This window comes from Rhodococcus sp. 11-3, assembly GCF_023704055.1.
Taxonomy (GTDB): Bacteria; Actinomycetota; Actinomycetes; order Mycobacteriales; family Mycobacteriaceae; genus Rhodococcus; species Rhodococcus aetherivorans.
Genome location: NZ_CP080406.1, coordinates 1,735,991 through 1,750,084 on the forward strand (window position 1 = coordinate 1,735,991; position 14,094 = coordinate 1,750,084).

The window sequence follows — 14,094 nt, forward strand, 5'->3', positions numbered from 1 at the left end:
ACCACGCACTACCCTCTTCTTGCGCCCCCATAGCCCAATTGGCAGAGGCAGCGGACTTAAAATCCGCCAAGTGTCGGTTCGAGTCCGACTGGGGGCACTCGATCTGTACAATTCGGCGACCAATTCGCGGCGTAGCAAATGACCCGCACCACCGGGTGCGTCGTCGGGTGAACAGTAAGAGGTGCCCAGCATCGACGGCGGTGATCCCTTCAGATCTCCACTTCTTCGATCTCCCCGGGGCGCCAGGACCTGTCGAAGAACGGTTGCAGCGGGCTGTAGAGACGCAGGCACACACGATCCCCTGTCCGGCGTCGTCTGGATCCAGGTGCCATCGGGTACGCCGTCGGGGAGTTCGGGCGCGAAGTGCACCGTCGTCGACCCGTCGGGATCGGCGGTCGCAGCCCGGCGAGGGTAGCCCTGGCTGCCGACTTTCGAGAATCGTTGCGGTGTGTCGAGCATGGACCGGGTCTGGTTGTCCCACGCGGTCAGGGACCAGAACCTGGCGGCCGGGATGCCAGGGGGAAGCGACACCGTGTAATGCCTGCCGCCGTCGAGGGTTCGGCCCTCTTTGTCCGCGGCCGCGACGAGGTACTGCGAACCGAGGTTCGTGATCCGCATGCACATCGCCGGACTGATTCCCCAGGCGAGGTAGAAGAACTGGGTGCGAAGATGCAGCTTCCGTGCGCCGTCGGACGGGTACGGCCCGATTCCCGTGTCGGAAACCTCCGCGGGCGGGGTCATGAGGTCGTAACCGCCCGCGAGCAGGCCGTTGACCCATTGCGACGCCTCCCCGTAGTAGTGGACCCCGTCTTCTGTGCGCGGGCGGAAGGTGAGGGTGCGTGCGATCGCATTGCCCACGGCGGCTGCCTCGGTCAGGATCTCCCGCATCCGCGCGTCCGGCTCGAAGGCCTTGCCCTTGACGATCCCGATCGCGGCGAGTTCGCCGGCAATCTCGGCATCGAGTGCCTCGGCGGGCTGGTCGCTCACCAGGTCACTCGCGAACTGGTAGAACGAACTGTCGTTGGGATTGACGGTGTTCATGGGGAGACCGGTTCCCTCGACGAACCGCCGGCACCGCGGTCCGGGCCGCCCATGCCGGAGTCGGTCACCCACCGTGCCCACATGTCGTTCATGAATGTGAGTGTGAGCGGCGGACTCTCGACTACCAGTGGACCGCCGGTCAGGTCCGCGGACGTCGAGAAGTAGAGAGAGCTGGAACTTCCCCCGAGCAGGATCGTCCTGGAGTCCAGCATCCCCGACCACACGACGACGTCGTTGTCCCGGATGCCCGCCTCGAGATACCCCTTGCGCATCGCCCAGCTGTTGACTCCGGGAAGTGCATTCAGGAACGTGTTGAGGGCCTCCGAAGGCCGCGTGGTTTCGTCCATGATGTCGGTCCTCTCTCGGAATCAGTGGACTCGCAGGTTGAGCCCCGGATGCGCGGTACACAGTCGTCGGCCGCCGATCGAGTAGCTCCCTTCACCTGCAAGGGATGAGGAGCGCAGGCCCCGCCTGCTCCCAGCCCATTCCTCGGTCGGGAAGCGTCCACGGGTGCGTGCGTGCCCACGCGTCCGCCTAGTCCTGGGTCGCGAACGGCTGCTCGTCGACGACGGCGCCGTCCGTGTGCACGATCCGGGAGTACTTCCAGTGGGCATCGTCCCGGACGAAGGCCCTGGTCGCGGCGCATTCGTCGAATCATCTGCGCTCAGCAGCCGCCAGGCAGCGAAGGCCTGTTGCTGTCCCCGACAGCCGACCGACACCCACTGATGATCTTGTTCGCACGGACTTGCGGACCGACCAGGTCCTCACCGTTGTCGGGGTTCTGTTCTCGGACGCTCGTGACTGCCGGCGAGCGTTGACGGAGGCGGACGACCGCTCGTCTCACCCAGCGGAGGACCCGCGATGACGATACGTTCGGTGTATGTCGAACGAAACCGAAAGTGCCGTTCTGCCCCTCAGCACCCCGGTCACGATGAGCATCGTCCGTGCGTTCCTCGCGGGCGCTCCGGAAGACGCCACGCTGGAACTCGATTCGTCCAATTCTGCAGAGCCGAGACTCGTGCTGACGTGGGCGAAGCGTCAGGAGGGCTGAATCCACCCCCCGAGCAGCCCGGTCCGCTGCGGTCAGGTCCGCTCGGAGTTCTCCCGCTTCTCCCAGTCTGCCTCGACCTGCTCCTCCAGGGTCCATCCCGGGGTTCCCGCCCGCGGATGCGTGTGCGCCCACGCCAGGGCCTCGTCCTCGGTCTCGAACGGCTGCTGGTCGACGACGGACCCGTCTTCGTTGACTATCCGAAAGTGCTTCATATCCAAAATCGTTGCAGGCCCCCGTCCCGATCGGGCGCATTCGGTCGAACCCGGTCGCGCGAACATCGCGGGAAAGCGCTCCCCTCGCGCTGGCCCCGGCGGGAGAATGAGGAGACACCGCCGGGTTCCCGAGGAGGCGGAGCCGTGGACTACGCCGAGTACCGCCGGTTCGACGCCGTGGGCCTTGCCGGGCTCGTCGCGAGCGGGCAGGTCGACGCGGGGGAGCTGCTCGAAGCGGCGCTGAGCCGACTCCACACTGTGGAGCCGACTCTGAACACGGTGGTGTACCGGCTCGACGAGCGCGCCCGTGCCCGGGCGCGCGAGATACTCACCGGCCCGTTCGCCGGGGTGCCGTTCCTGGTCAAGGATCTGTTGCAGGACGTCGCCGGGACGCCCACCGGAAGTGGCAGCCGCGCCCTCGCCGCACTGCCCGCCGAGCGCAACGCGCTGGTCGTGGACCGGTGGCTCGGAGCGGGACTGGTGATCTTCGGGAAGACCAACACCCCCGAGTTCGGCGCGAAGGGCATCACCGAGCCGGAGGTCAACGGTCCCACCCGTAATCCGTGGAATCCCGCGCACACCCCGGGCGGATCCTCCGGGGGTTCGGCCGCCGCGGTGGCGGCGGGGGTGGTGCCGGCGGCGGGGGCGAACGACGGCGGCGGTTCGATCCGTATCCCGGCGGCGTGCTGCGGGCTGGTCGGCCTGAAACCGGGGCGCGGTGTGGTTCCGAGTGGTCCCGCGTTCGGTGAGCTCCTGCACGGAGCCGTCAGCCACGGGGTGGTGACGCGCACGGTACGGGACACGGCGGCGATGCTGGACGTGCTCGCCGGTCCGGACCCGGCGGGTCCGTATCTGGTTGCCATGCCCGAGGATTCGTATTCCTCTGTGGCGTCGGAAGAACCCCGCAGGCTGCGCATCGGATTCGCGACGGAATCGCCGCTCGGCACGCCGGTGGATCCGGCGGCCGTCGCGGCCGTCGCCGATGCGGCGACCCTGCTCGGCGAACTCGGGCACCACGTGGAACCCGCGGCCACCGGAGTCGACGAACGCGGCCTCGCAGTGGATTTCCTGACGATGTGGTTCGCGGGGGTGGCCGTCGAGATCCGGCGAGCCCGTCGGCTCACCGGGTGTGGTCCCGAGGGATTCGAAATGGACACCCGTCTTCTCGCCGCCCTCGGGGACTCGGTGCGGCCGTCCGAGTACCTCGCCTCGCTCGAGCGGTGGAACGGATACGCCCGCCGGTTGGCGGTCTTCCATGAGACGTACGACCTGTTGCTGACTCCGACGCTTGCGTTCCCGCCGGCGCGGATCGGTGAGTTGACCACCCCCCGCGTCGTCCGCGCCGCCGGTCGCGCCCTCCTCGCGGCACATCTGGGAGGGGTCCTCCGCCGGGCGGGCGTCATGGATCGCATCGTGGACGAGAACCTCGGTCGGACGCCCTACACCCAGTTGGCGAATCTGACCGGAAGGCCGGCGATTTCGTTGCCGCTGTACTGGACGACGACGGGCCTGCCGCTCGGGGTGCAGTTCGTGGCGCCTCTGGGCGGTGAGGGTTTGCTGCTGTCCCTGGCGGCCGAACTCGAGCGGGCACGACCGTGGTTCGACCTGCAGCCGCCGTTGTCGGTGCCGGCTGCCTGACTGCAGTGTCGGCCACGCGTCAGGGCAGCGGCGCGCCCGCCGTCAGCAACAGCACGGTCCCCACTGCGACGACGACCGCGATCATCACGACGATCGCGGCCGTGCCACGGGGCTCTTCGGGGTCCCCGAAGAACGGCTCTTCCTTGTTCCACTTCCACAGCCGGCGCACCCCTACATGAAACCGGGTGACCGGTATGTCCGCAATGTGACACCCCGCGCCCCGGCTCGGTCAGGGCGACAAGCGTCGCCCGCTCGGGGCGAGATCAGTTCTTCGCCGCCTCGACCACCCGCTCCGCCACCTCGCGCGACGACGCCGGGTTCTGTCCGGTGTAGAGGCGGCGGTCGACCACGACGTGCGGTTGCCACGCCGGTCCCGCGGAGAACTGGGCGCCGCTCTCACGGAGGCGATCCTCGAGCAGCCACGGCGCCTTCTCGGCCAGCCCGGCCTGCGTCTCCTCCTCGTTCGTGAAGCCGGTCATCCGGTACCCGTCGAAGAGCCAGCCGCCGTCCGCGCGTCGTGCCGGCAGCAGTGCGGCGGGGGCGTGGCATACGACGGAGACGAGCTTGTCGGCGTCCAGGAAGTTCCCGAGCAGCCGGCCGAACGGTTCGGACACGGCAAGATCCTCCATCGGGCCGTGCCCACCCGGGACGAACACGAGGTCGTAGTCCTCGGCGCGCACGTCCTCGAGCACGGTGGGGGAGTCGAGGACCGGCTTCAGGTCGGCGAGGGTCTGCCGCAGTTCGTCGCTGCGCTCCTCGCCTCCGGCGGCGTCGGGCGCGAGACTGGCTTCGTCCACGACGGGGGTGCGGCCACCCGGTGTGGCGAACGTGATGTCGAATCCGGCGTTGGTGAACACCCGGTACGGCTCGATCAGCTCCTCGGCCCAGAACCCCGTGGGGTGTCGCGTCCCGTCGGCCAGCGTCCAGTGATCGGCTCCGGTGACGACGAACAGCACCTTGGTCATGATGGAAGTCCTTCCGGTCGGGAAAGGGTCGTGGGCGACCCTCGGACTGCGTTCCCGTTCCCGGCCGATTCCAATCGTCGACCGAACGGCGTCCGGAATGACGAACGCCCCGGCGCGGGGCCGGGGCGTTCGCGTGGCCGGGTCTTCCCCACCGGCCGCCGTCCACTGTACGCCTTCCGGACGGCGGCCCTGTCGCACGGGCCTCGAGGGCAGGGAGACTGCCGGGATCGTCTGGCGGGCTTGTCATCCCGCAATCCGGGCCGGCAGTGACGCGGATCAGGCCCGGGCGGAGAAGATGCCGTGGTAGTCGTACGGACCGCTCGGCGGCTGCGAGGTCGCGACGGGCTCGGTGTTCCCCTCGTCGCCGGGAGTGGTGGGCTCGACGAAGAGCGGCGTCTGGAACTCGGTTTCGTTGTGCATGATGTCCTTTCGGGCCGGCGAGCCGGGTCGGGGCGGCGGAGCCGCAGCTGTGGTACCCCGACGCTGCCGCCGCTACACCCGTACCCGGTATGCGGGTAGGACGGTCACGGGACAGGGCTCGGTTGGTGGTGCTCGACCGAAATCACGCTGTACTCGCCCGATCGGAAGCGATCGACCGAGACGTGTCGTCGATGCAGTCACCCTACACGGCGGGAGGTGGCCGATGCGTTACGCGCATGGAACCTGTGCGTGACGTGTCGCGGGGTGCGGCGCGGCGAGGTGAGGCAAAGTCTTGTTCGTCCTGTTCGGTGGCGTCTACGGTGAGTGCGGACCGCGTGTACGACACTGCGAATCGGAGGCCGATATGAAGGCCGGCAAGATCGTCATGTTCGTTGTAGGCGTCCTGCTGTCGATGCTCGGCCTGGCGTTGCTCGTCGCCGCCGGAGTGCTCGGCTGGGGATACTTCGCCCAGCGCGACGACGGCTGGTTCACCGCTCCCACCGAGCGGTACCGCACCGACTCGAGTGCGCTCGTCTCCGAGCGCATCGACCTGGTCTTCGACGACGCGCCGACAGGTTTCGGCGCCGAGGACCTCGGCCGGCTCAGATTGCGTGCGGCGTCGGAGGATCCCGGCCGGCCGGTGTTCGTCGGCATCGGCCCGCAGGCGGAGGTCGACGCCTTCCTGTCCGGCGTCGCGCACGCCGAGATCACCGACGTCCGGTTCGAGCCGTTCCGCGCCGAGTATCGCGAGATCCCAGGCGACGACCCCGCCCGCGTGCCCGGTGACGAGGACTTCTGGGCCGCGTCGGCCTCCGGCCCGGGCACCCAGGAGCTGCGCTGGGAATTCCAGGAAGGGGTGTGGTCGATCGTCGTGATGAACGCCGACGCCACCCCGGGCGTGGCGGTGGACCTGCAGGCGGGCGCCCAGTTCCCGTTCCTGGGACCGCTCGCGCTGTGGCTGCTGATCAGCGGGCTCGTGCTACTGGTGATCGGGGTGCCGCTGCTCGTCCTCGGAGCGGTGGGACTCGGCCGGCACGGCCCGCCCGCGGCGCACGCTCCGCCTCCCTCAGCCGTCGCCCCGGGCTCCTATCCGGTGATGCTGCGCGGCGATCCGGACGCGCCGTCGCGCGGGCTGTGGCTCGTGAAGTGGCTCTTGGCGATCCCGCACTACATCGTGCTCTTCTTCCTCGCGATCGCGCATTTCGTCACGACGATCGTCGCGGGCTTCGCGATCCTGTTCACCGGCCGCTACCCACGGCCGCTGTTCGACTTCAACGTCGGCGTGATGCGGTGGTGGTGGCGCGTCGGGTTCTACACCTACGCGGCCCTGGGCACCGACCGGTATCCGCCCTTCACGCTGCACCGCACGGACTATCCCGCCGATTTCGACGTCCCCTACCCGGAACGCCTCTCCCGGGGACTGGTGCTGGTCAAGTGGTGGCTGCTCGCCGTCCCGCACTATCTGATCCTCGCCGTGCTCGTCGGGGGTGGGGCCACAGCGGCGTCGGGGAACGGCGACGACTGGGACGACGCGGTGTGGACCTACTCGTGGTCGCTGCTCGGCATTCTCGTGCTCGTCGCGGCGATCGCCCTGCTGTTCACCGCCCGTTACCCGAGCGGGTTGTTCGATCTCGTCGTGGGCATCAACCGCTGGCGGTTCCGCGTGTGGGCCTACGCGGCCCTGCTGCGCGACGAGTACCCGCCGTTCCGGCTCGACCAGGGTCCCCGGGAACTGCACGAGTACGCGGCACCGGAGGGGCCGCACGACGACCTCCCGCCCGAACACGGCCCCACCCGAACGCAGATCCCGCTCTCGAAGGAGCAGTACGGCGACCCGGCCTCCGGGGAGCAGACCCGCCCCGGGGAGGGACGCTGACGGTCCCCGGACATGAGCCGTGGCCTCGTCGACAGGGTCGACGAGGCCACGTGCATGCGTGCCGCGGCACTACTTCTTGAACGAGTCCTTGACCTTGCCGGCGGCGTCGGAAATCTTGTCGCCGGCCTGCTTGAGGCTGCTCGACGCCTGGTCGCCCCGGCCCTCCGCCTCGAGGTCACGGTCACCGGTCGCGCGGCCCGCTCCCTCCTTGGCCTGACCGGACACGTCCTCCGCCTTGTGCTTGGCCTTGTCGATGAAATCAGCCATGTCTCCTCCTTCGTCCGTGGTCGCTTCCCCTGCCGGTTACCCCACAGCGCGTCGGCTCAATCCCCGCGCCGCGGGGACGGCTCAATCCCCCGCGCCGCGGGTTTGGCCGCCGCGTCACCGGGGAAAGCCCCGGGCATGGCTACTTACCGAGTGATCGACCCCAAGGGCGAAGTGGTGGCGACCAAGGACATCGAGAGCGCGGACGACGCGCACGCCTGGTTCGTGGACTCCAAGGCCGACAACAGCGAGCTGGGCTGGCGTATGGAGGTCAGGGTCGAGGGCGACCACGACTGGCGGTTCTTCGACGACACCGAAGGAACCTCGTAGCACGGCCGGACGCGGGCCGCGCCGGTCACAACCAGTTGCGTTGCTTGAACACGATGTAGAGCATCCCCGCCGACCCGGCGATGATCGCGGTGCTCGACAACACCCCGCTCCACTGCCCGAAGCCGGGGTACGGCACGTTCTGGCCGTACCAGCCCGTCACCGCGGTGGGCACGGCGATGATCGCGGCCCACCCCGTGAGCTTCCTCATCACCATGTTCAGCCGCGCGTCCTGCAGCGACAGGTTGGTCTCGAAAACCGTGGTGACCATGTCGCGCAGCGACTCGGTCCACTCCGTCGCGCGGATCACGTGGTCGTACAGGTCGGTGTACCAGCCGTCGAGCTCGACGGAGTTTCCCCGCTCGGCCCGGTGCCGCATCACCGCGGCCACCACCTCCCGCATCGGCAGCACGACCCGGCGCAGCTGGACGAGTTCCTTGCGTACCCGGTAGGTGTGACGCTGGAGCGCGCGAATGTGCGCGCGCTCGTCGAACAACCCGTCCTCCAGTTCCTCGATCGCGTCGTCGAGCCCCTGAATGGTCTCGAACTGGCCGTCGACGACGACGTCGAGCAGCCCGTGCAGCAACGCGGCGGTGCCGTGCCGGAGCAGATCGGAGTTGTCGTCCCAGCGCCGCATCACCTCGCCGACGTCCAATCCGGTGCCCCGATGCACCGTGACCAGGCCGCGCGGGACCACGAACACCGAGACCCGCGTGATCCTGAGCCGTGACCCGTGCGCATCGGCCGGCTCGCTCTCGTCCGCCAGCGACGTGGCGTAGATCGTCATGAAGGTGTGGGTGGCGTAGCGGGTGACCTTCGTGCGTTCCGCGTGCGCCACGACGTCCTCGACGGCATGCGGATCGAAATCCAGCTCGTCCGCGACGTCGGACAGCTCGCGGTGCGTCGGATCGTGCAGGTCCACCCACACCAGGGCCCCCTCGTCCTGAAGGTGCTCGGAGACCTCGGCCAGCGGATAGTTCTCGGCGACGAGCCGTCCGTCGCGCCAGAGCCGGGTGCGGACGTGGTCGGGAACAGCAGCGGTCACGTTCGCAGTCTGCCCTACCCGTCCGCCGACGCGTGCCCCGACGGCCGGTGCTCAGAGCGCGGTGCTCGTGCCGCCCGACTCCGTCAGCCGCAGCATCTCGTCGAGAAAGGCCTCGTCCACCGCCGGCCAGTCCGGGGGCCACAGCAGAGTCTGCAGCCGGTCGCGGAGCAACGGGAGGACCTGCACCACATGGGCTCCACCGTCGACGAGATAGCGGAGCATGCCCAGCCGCCCGCACGTGGCCACCGCGGGGGCCAGCACCTCCTGGGCCTCCTCGAGACGTCCGGCCGCGTGCAGGCACGCCACGAGCAGCCGCGCCGCCTGCAGTTCGGCGCGGTACCGGCCGCGGCCGGACACCCGGCGATGCCACAGCCGGGCCCAGTCGCAGGCCCGGGCCACGTCCTCGGCCCGGCCCGTGCCGTAGAGGAGACGGATGGCGGTGGCGTCCTCCACCTGCGCGGTGATCTCCGCGATGCCGTCCGGATCCGGGGCGTCGGAATCCGGCATCTCCCGCGGGGCGGGCCGCGGAACCGGCAGGCCGAGCCGCACGCGTTCGTTGATCACCCGGGCACGCAGCCGCGGCAACCGGTAGTCGTCGGCGGCCCGCGCTCCCTCGTCGAGCAGTGCCGCCGCCGCGGCGCGGTCGCCGCGCAGCGCCTTGAGCCGCGCGGCCGTGACGAACCGGGCGATCATGAAGTCCGGTACGCCGCCCTCGGTTCCGAGCTCGTGACTCTCGTCGAGCAGAGCCTCGGCCTCGGCGATCCGGCCCTGCTCGTAGAGCAGCTCCCCGAGCATGGCGGCGGCCAGGCGCGCGGCATGGGTGTGGACGCCGCCCCCCTTGCGGGCGGCCCGCAACCCCGCGCGGAAGTGCCTTTCGGCCGTGGCGACGTCGAGCTGCTCGTTTGCCGCGATGCCGAGCAGGCACAGCCCGTACACGAGGCTGAAGGGGCCGTTGGTGGCCCGGTGGTACGGCTCGGCCCACCGCTGCCGTCGCCGCGCCGCCTCGAAGTCGAACCGGTAGACGTCCACGAAGGTCGCCACGTTCGCCGCGACGGACACCACCCAAGGGCGGAAGGTGTCCGGGTCGTCCAGGCACGGCGCGACCTTGTCCGCGACGCCGGCGGTGTGGTCGGTGGAGGCGGCGACGACACCGTCGACGACGTCGGCCTCGACCTGCAGGACCGCGATGTCCTCCTCGGGCGCGTTGCAGCAGCTCAGGCATCCCCGGGCCGCGGCGAGGGCGACGCGGGTCTGGTCGGCCCGTTGCAGCAACGCGTTCGCCCACGCGACGGTCATCTGCAGCTGCGGATGCGCCGCCACCCCACGCGGCGGCAGTTTCGCGACCAGCGCCAGCAGCGTCGTCATGTGGGAGTGCTCGACCAGGAGCATCCCGTCGGCGGCGACCATCTCGACCGCGAGTTCCGGCTCGTCGGCGCTGAGCGCATGGTCCACGGCCTCGCGCAGCATGTGCTGGCGCGCAAACCATTCCGCGGCGGCGTGGTGCAGCGCGCCCACGCGTTCGGGGTGATCGCGTTCGAGCCGGCGGCGCAGGAAGTCCGCGAACAGCCGGTGGTAGCGGAACCAGCGGCCCTCGTCGTCGACCCGGCGCAGGAACAGGTCCCGCTCCTCGATCTGCTCGAGCATCGCCTGCCCGTGCGGGTCGCCGGTGAGCGCGGTGGCGAGGCTGCCGGTGATCTCCTCGGTGATCGACGTCGCGAGCAGGAACTCGTACACCTCCGGCTCGAGGGTGTCGAGCACGTTGTCCGCGAGGAACTCGCCGATGGCGTGGTGCCGGCCGGAGAGGTTCTCGATCAGCCCGGTCGGATCCTCACTGTCGCGCAGCGACAACGACACCAGTTGCAGCGCGGCGACCCAGCCGTCGGTGACGTCGGTCAGGTCGCGGACGTCCTCGGGCTCGAGGTCCAGGCCGCTCACGTCGCGCAGAAAGGCATCGGATTCCTCGGCGTCGAAACGCAGGGCGTCCGAGTCGATCTCGATGAGCTCGTCGAGGACCCGCATCCGGCTGAGCGGTAAGCCGGCCTGGCTCCGGCTGGTCACCACGATCTGCAGGTGATGGCACCCGCGGTCGAGGAGGAAGTCCAGTGCGGCGACGGTCCCCGGGGCGGTGACGAGGTGCCAGTCCTCGATCACCAGGGCCATCGGCGCCTCCTCCCGGTGGATCTCGTCGATCAGGGTGGACAGCACGTACCGCTCGGCGTCGTCGCCGTGGGCCTCGAGCACCTGCCGCAGCTGACGGGCGAACTGCGGACGCACCTGCCGGAACGCCTCGATCAGATGGGTGAGGAACCACACCACGTTGTTGTCGTCCCGATCGACCGCGAGCCACGCCACCGCAACACCCTCGGCGGTGAGTACCTCCCGCCACTGGGCGGCCAGCGTCGACTTCCCGAACCCGGTCGGGGCGTGGATCGCGACGAGGCGGCGGCGCCGGCCGAGGCGCAGCCGGTCGATGAGCCGGGTGCGCTTCACCAGCGGCCGGGTGGGTGCCTGCGGCCGGAATCGGGTCGCCGGCACCGGCGGCGTGGTGATCGCGGTGGGCGTGGGGTGCGGTCCGGTGGTGTGCGTGGTCCCCGCGACCGGCAGCGGCCCGAGACTGTCCGGACCCACGGGCAGCGCCATCTCGTCCACGTCGCAGCCGCCGCGCTCCTGCGCCTGCTGCAGCAGCTCCCCGAACTCCGCGGCGGACTGCGGACGGGCATCCGGCTCGGTGGCCATGCCGCGCTCGAGGGCCGAGCACACGTCGTCCGGGACGCCGGTGCTACGCAGATCCGGGACCGGTTCGGTCGTGATCCGCAGGAACTGTGTGACGACCTGCTCGCCGCGGCGCCGCTCGAACGCCGCGTGCCCGGTCAGCGCACAGAACAGGGTGGCGGCCAGGCCGTAGACGTCGGCGGCCGGGGTGGGCGGCGTGCCGGCCAGGATCTCCGGCGCGGTGAACGCCGGGGAGCCGGTGATCGCGCCCGACGAGGTGTGGAAGCCGTCGCCGATGCGCGCGATGCCGAAGTCGGTCAGCTGCGGTTCGCCGTACTCGGTGAGCAGGATGTTCGCGGGCTTGACGTCGCGGTGCAGCACGTCGGCCCGGTGTGCCGTCTCGAGCGCCCCGGACAGCTTGACGCCGATGCGCAGCACGTCCGGCCACGGCAGCGGTCCGTAGCGGCGGATGCGGGCCTCGAGCGAGTCGTGCGGGTGGTAGTGCATCACCAGGTAGGGCCGGCCGCTGCCGGTCGTGCCGACCTGCAGCACGGTGACGATGTGCGGGTGCCCGGAGAGCCGGCCCATCGCGCGCTGCTCGCGGAGGAACCGTTCGAGGTTGTCGGCGTCGAGCGTCGCGGTGAGCACCTTCACCGCGACGGTGCGGTCTAGTGCCGTCTCCCGGCACCGGTACACCACCCCGAAACCGCCGCGGCCGATCTCCACGGCGTCCGCGAACCCCGCGAGGCGCAGATCTTCGACGGTCTCGTCCTCCGCCGCGCCGGCGTGGGAGACCGGGGCTCGCCGGGTGGCGAGTGGATCGTTCTCTGCCATCGGGGCACTCACCTCACGTGGATTCCTCCAGGATAGTCCCGGGTGTGGCGGGCACGACACGGATCGATCGCCGGTTCTCCATTACCGTTGTCCGGCCGGGCCTCCCGGCAACGACGGCCGGAAACTCCGGGAAACGACACTGCGATCGGAATTGGGAAACGATGAAGAAGACTCTCGCGGCGCTGTTCGGTACGGGTGCGGTGCTGCTCGCGGCGGCCTGCGGATCGTCCGGCGACTCCGGCTCCGCAGGGGAGGGGACCACCGAGTCCACCACCGCCGCGCCGAGCACGAGCCAGGTCACCGGAAGCACCGGCATCGAGCTGGGCCAGAGCTACGACCAGATCTGCAGCGCCCTGGTGCCGTACTTCGACCAGCTCGAATCCTGGGGGCAGGACCGCACCCAGGCCGCGACCTCCGTCGCCGACGCGCAGAAGTCGCTGCCGGGTTGGGCGGAGCTGAGCGAGGAACAGCAGGCCGAAACGCTGCGCGCCGTCGAGAACGCCGGCAAGGGGCAGTGCTGACCGGCGACTCTGCTGCCGGCGACGAGTTGTTCGGCCGGTTGCGGCGCCTCCCGGACGTGGAGGCGCCCAACCTGGTCGCCGTCGACGCCGCCGACAGGTTGATCCTCGACGAAGCCGACGCCGCGCTCGCCGCGGCGCCGGCCGGGACCGTCGCGGTGATCGACGACCACTACGGCGCCCTCACCCTCGGCGTCGCCGTGCGGTACTCCGCGTCGGGGATCCGGGTGCACCAGGACTCGGTGGTGGGGGAGCGGGCCCTGGCCGCGAACGCCGCGCGCGAGGGCCTGTCCGACCGTTTCACCGTGCACGGTCTCGGGGCCGATCTGCTCACCGGTGCCCGGGTGGTGCTGCTGCAGCTGCCGCGGTCGCTCGCCGCGCTCACCGAGATCGCCGAGACCGTCGCCCGGCACGCCGACCCCGGCGTGACGGTGTTCGCCGGTGGCCGCGACAAGCACATCACGCCCGCGATGAACGAGGTGCTGGCCCGGAGCTTCACCGAGGTCCGGGCCTCCCGGGGCCGGCAGAAGTCACGGGTGCTCACCGCCCGCGGCCCGATCGCCGCCGAGCCGACCTACCCGGTGACCGAGACGGTGACCGACGTCGGGCTCACCGTCGTCGCGCACGGGGCCGCGTTCGCCGGTTCCCGCCTGGACATCGGCACCCGATTCCTGCTGGACTTCCTGCCCCGGCTGCCACGCGACGCGAGGACCGCCGTCGACCTCGGCTGCGGCACCGGCATCCTCGCCGTCGCGGCGGCCCGGCGGTTCCCCGGGCTGCGGGTGATCGCCACCGATCAGTCGGCCGCGGCGGTCGCGTCGGCCGCCGCCACCGCCGCCGCGAACCACGTCGCGGACCGGGTCGAGGTCCTGCGCGACGACGTGGCCGGGTCGCTGCCGGACGCCTCCGTCGACGTGGTGCTGTGCAATCCGCCGTTCCACGTCGGCGCCGCCGTGCACACGGGCGCGGCCGTGAAGATGTTCGACGCGGCCGCCCGGCTGTTGCGCCCGGGCGGTGAACTGTGGACCGTCTACAACACCCACCTGAACTATCGTGGGATGCTGCAGCGGACGGTCGGCCGCACAGAAGTTGCAGGACGCAACCGTAAGTTCACCGTGACCCGCTCCGTGCGCACCCGGTAGAGTCCGGTTTGTCCGTGCTCGGCTCCGGTCCGGGGAACTCCCGGCGTCC

14 protein-coding genes, 1 tRNA gene and 1 pseudogene are annotated in these 14,094 nt (G+C 70.2%); 7 read left to right on the top strand and 9 right to left on the bottom strand.

Annotated elements, in window-relative coordinates:
* Positions 1 to 23: 23 nt before the first annotated feature.
* Positions 24 to 97 (top strand) — tRNA-Leu (locus tag KZJ41_RS08210).
* 218 nt (positions 98 to 315) lie between these two features.
* Here KZJ41_RS08210 and KZJ41_RS28590 read toward each other — a convergent pair.
* Together KZJ41_RS28590 and KZJ41_RS08215 are read right to left on the bottom strand one after the other, a co-directional pair.
* Positions 316 to 1,041: pseudogene (locus KZJ41_RS28590) on the bottom strand (DUF1214 domain-containing protein); the annotation flags it as partial.
* Positions 1,038 to 1,388 carry a DUF1254 domain-containing protein gene (locus KZJ41_RS08215; protein WP_029542191.1) on the bottom strand — a complete coding sequence of 117 codons (351 nt, stop codon included), beginning with the start codon at positions 1,386 to 1,388 and terminating at the stop codon, positions 1,038 to 1,040. The pseudogene KZJ41_RS28590 and the gene KZJ41_RS08215, both read right to left, overlap by 4 nt.
* Positions 1,389 to 1,921: 533 nt before the next feature.
* Here KZJ41_RS08215 and KZJ41_RS08220 point away from each other — a divergent pair.
* A complete protein-coding gene (locus tag KZJ41_RS08220) occupies positions 1,922 to 2,092 on the top strand; it encodes a hypothetical protein (protein ID WP_006935777.1) in 171 nt (56 codons plus the stop codon).
* A gap of 32 nt (positions 2,093 to 2,124) precedes the next feature.
* On the opposite strand, the gene KZJ41_RS08225 is transcribed toward KZJ41_RS08220, so the two are convergent.
* Positions 2,125 to 2,304 (bottom strand): hypothetical protein, encoded by a 180-nt coding sequence (locus KZJ41_RS08225; RefSeq protein ID WP_006935779.1) that lies wholly within the window; start codon positions 2,302 to 2,304, stop codon positions 2,125 to 2,127.
* A gap of 144 nt (positions 2,305 to 2,448) precedes the next feature.
* Between KZJ41_RS08225 and KZJ41_RS08230 the strand changes: the two genes are divergently transcribed.
* A complete protein-coding gene (locus KZJ41_RS08230) occupies positions 2,449 to 3,942 on the top strand; it encodes an amidase (RefSeq protein WP_050034814.1) in 1,494 nt (497 codons plus the stop codon).
* 19 nt (positions 3,943 to 3,961) lie between these two features.
* Here KZJ41_RS08230 and KZJ41_RS08235 read toward each other — a convergent pair whose 3' ends face one another.
* The 3 genes from KZJ41_RS08235 to KZJ41_RS08245 form a co-directional block, all read right to left on the bottom strand.
* Positions 3,962 to 4,111, bottom strand: a complete 150-nt coding sequence (locus tag KZJ41_RS08235; protein ID WP_006935782.1) for a hypothetical protein — start codon at positions 4,109 to 4,111, stop codon at positions 3,962 to 3,964.
* A gap of 94 nt (positions 4,112 to 4,205) precedes the next feature.
* Entirely contained in the window at positions 4,206 to 4,907 is a 702-nt protein-coding gene (locus tag KZJ41_RS08240; RefSeq protein WP_050034815.1) for a type 1 glutamine amidotransferase domain-containing protein, read from the bottom strand.
* A gap of 276 nt (positions 4,908 to 5,183) precedes the next feature.
* Positions 5,184 to 5,327, bottom strand: a complete 144-nt coding sequence (locus tag KZJ41_RS08245) for a hypothetical protein (protein WP_006935784.1) — start codon at positions 5,325 to 5,327, stop codon at positions 5,184 to 5,186.
* Positions 5,328 to 5,691: 364 nt separating this feature from the next.
* Between KZJ41_RS08245 and KZJ41_RS08250 the strand changes: the two genes are divergently transcribed.
* On the top strand, positions 5,692 to 7,203 hold the full coding sequence (locus KZJ41_RS08250) for a DUF4389 domain-containing protein (protein WP_050034816.1): 1,512 nt from the start codon (positions 5,692 to 5,694) through the stop codon (positions 7,201 to 7,203).
* Between the two features lie 69 nt (positions 7,204 to 7,272).
* On the opposite strand, the gene KZJ41_RS08255 is transcribed toward KZJ41_RS08250, so the two are convergent.
* Positions 7,273 to 7,470 carry a CsbD family protein gene (locus tag KZJ41_RS08255; protein WP_006935789.1) on the bottom strand — a complete coding sequence of 66 codons (198 nt, stop codon included), beginning with the start codon at positions 7,468 to 7,470 and terminating at the stop codon, positions 7,273 to 7,275.
* A 135-nt stretch (positions 7,471 to 7,605) separates the two neighbouring features.
* Here KZJ41_RS08255 and KZJ41_RS08260 point away from each other — a divergent pair, with 135 nt between their 5' ends.
* Positions 7,606 to 7,797 carry a hypothetical protein gene (locus tag KZJ41_RS08260; RefSeq protein WP_029542193.1) on the top strand — a complete coding sequence of 64 codons (192 nt, stop codon included), beginning with the start codon at positions 7,606 to 7,608 and terminating at the stop codon, positions 7,795 to 7,797.
* Positions 7,798 to 7,822: 25 nt separating this feature from the next.
* Here the strand turns inward: KZJ41_RS08260 and KZJ41_RS08265 are convergent, their stop codons facing one another.
* Both KZJ41_RS08265 and KZJ41_RS08270 read right to left on the bottom strand, forming a co-directional pair.
* Positions 7,823 to 8,839 carry a magnesium transporter CorA family protein gene (locus KZJ41_RS08265; protein WP_006935791.1) on the bottom strand — a complete coding sequence of 339 codons (1,017 nt, stop codon included), beginning with the start codon at positions 8,837 to 8,839 and terminating at the stop codon, positions 7,823 to 7,825.
* A gap of 51 nt (positions 8,840 to 8,890) precedes the next feature.
* Positions 8,891 to 12,385, bottom strand: a complete 3,495-nt coding sequence (locus KZJ41_RS08270) for a serine/threonine-protein kinase (protein ID WP_065922860.1) — start codon at positions 12,383 to 12,385, stop codon at positions 8,891 to 8,893.
* Positions 12,386 to 12,546: 161 nt separating this feature from the next.
* Here KZJ41_RS08270 and KZJ41_RS08275 point away from each other — a divergent pair, with 161 nt between their 5' ends.
* The gene (locus KZJ41_RS08275; protein ID WP_006935793.1) at positions 12,547 to 12,906 is read left to right on the top strand and encodes a hypothetical protein; all 360 of its coding nucleotides are present in this window, start codon (positions 12,547 to 12,549) and stop codon (positions 12,904 to 12,906) included.
* Positions 12,900 to 14,045: a class I SAM-dependent methyltransferase gene (locus KZJ41_RS08280; protein WP_006935794.1), complete on the top strand. Its 1,146-nt coding sequence runs from the start codon at positions 12,900 to 12,902 to the stop codon at positions 14,043 to 14,045. The genes KZJ41_RS08275 and KZJ41_RS08280 overlap by 7 nt, the downstream gene beginning before the upstream one ends.
* The last annotated feature ends 49 nt before the right edge of the window (positions 14,046 to 14,094 follow it).

Excerpts from the sequence above, each read along its gene's own strand:
- KZJ41_RS08215 (WP_029542191.1), bottom strand. The coding sequence starts at position 1,388 with ATGGACGAAACCACGCGGCCTTCGGAGGCCCTCAACACGTTCCTGAAT.
- KZJ41_RS08220 (WP_006935777.1), top strand. The coding sequence starts at position 1,922 with ATGTCGAACGAAACCGAAAGTGCCGTTCTGCCCCTCAGCACCCCGGTC.
- KZJ41_RS08225 (WP_006935779.1), bottom strand. The coding sequence starts at position 2,304 with ATGAAGCACTTTCGGATAGTCAACGAAGACGGGTCCGTCGTCGACCAG.
- KZJ41_RS08240 (WP_050034815.1), bottom strand. The coding sequence starts at position 4,907 with ATGACCAAGGTGCTGTTCGTCGTCACCGGAGCCGATCACTGGACGCTG.
- KZJ41_RS08245 (WP_006935784.1), bottom strand. The coding sequence starts at position 5,327 with ATGCACAACGAAACCGAGTTCCAGACGCCGCTCTTCGTCGAGCCCACC.
- KZJ41_RS08250 (WP_050034816.1), top strand. The coding sequence starts at position 5,692 with ATGAAGGCCGGCAAGATCGTCATGTTCGTTGTAGGCGTCCTGCTGTCG.
- KZJ41_RS08255 (WP_006935789.1), bottom strand. The coding sequence starts at position 7,470 with ATGGCTGATTTCATCGACAAGGCCAAGCACAAGGCGGAGGACGTGTCC.
- KZJ41_RS08260 (WP_029542193.1), top strand. The coding sequence starts at position 7,606 with ATGGCTACTTACCGAGTGATCGACCCCAAGGGCGAAGTGGTGGCGACC.
- KZJ41_RS08270 (WP_065922860.1), bottom strand. The coding sequence starts at position 12,385 with ATGGCAGAGAACGATCCACTCGCCACCCGGCGAGCCCCGGTCTCCCAC.
- KZJ41_RS08275 (WP_006935793.1), top strand. The coding sequence starts at position 12,547 with ATGAAGAAGACTCTCGCGGCGCTGTTCGGTACGGGTGCGGTGCTGCTC.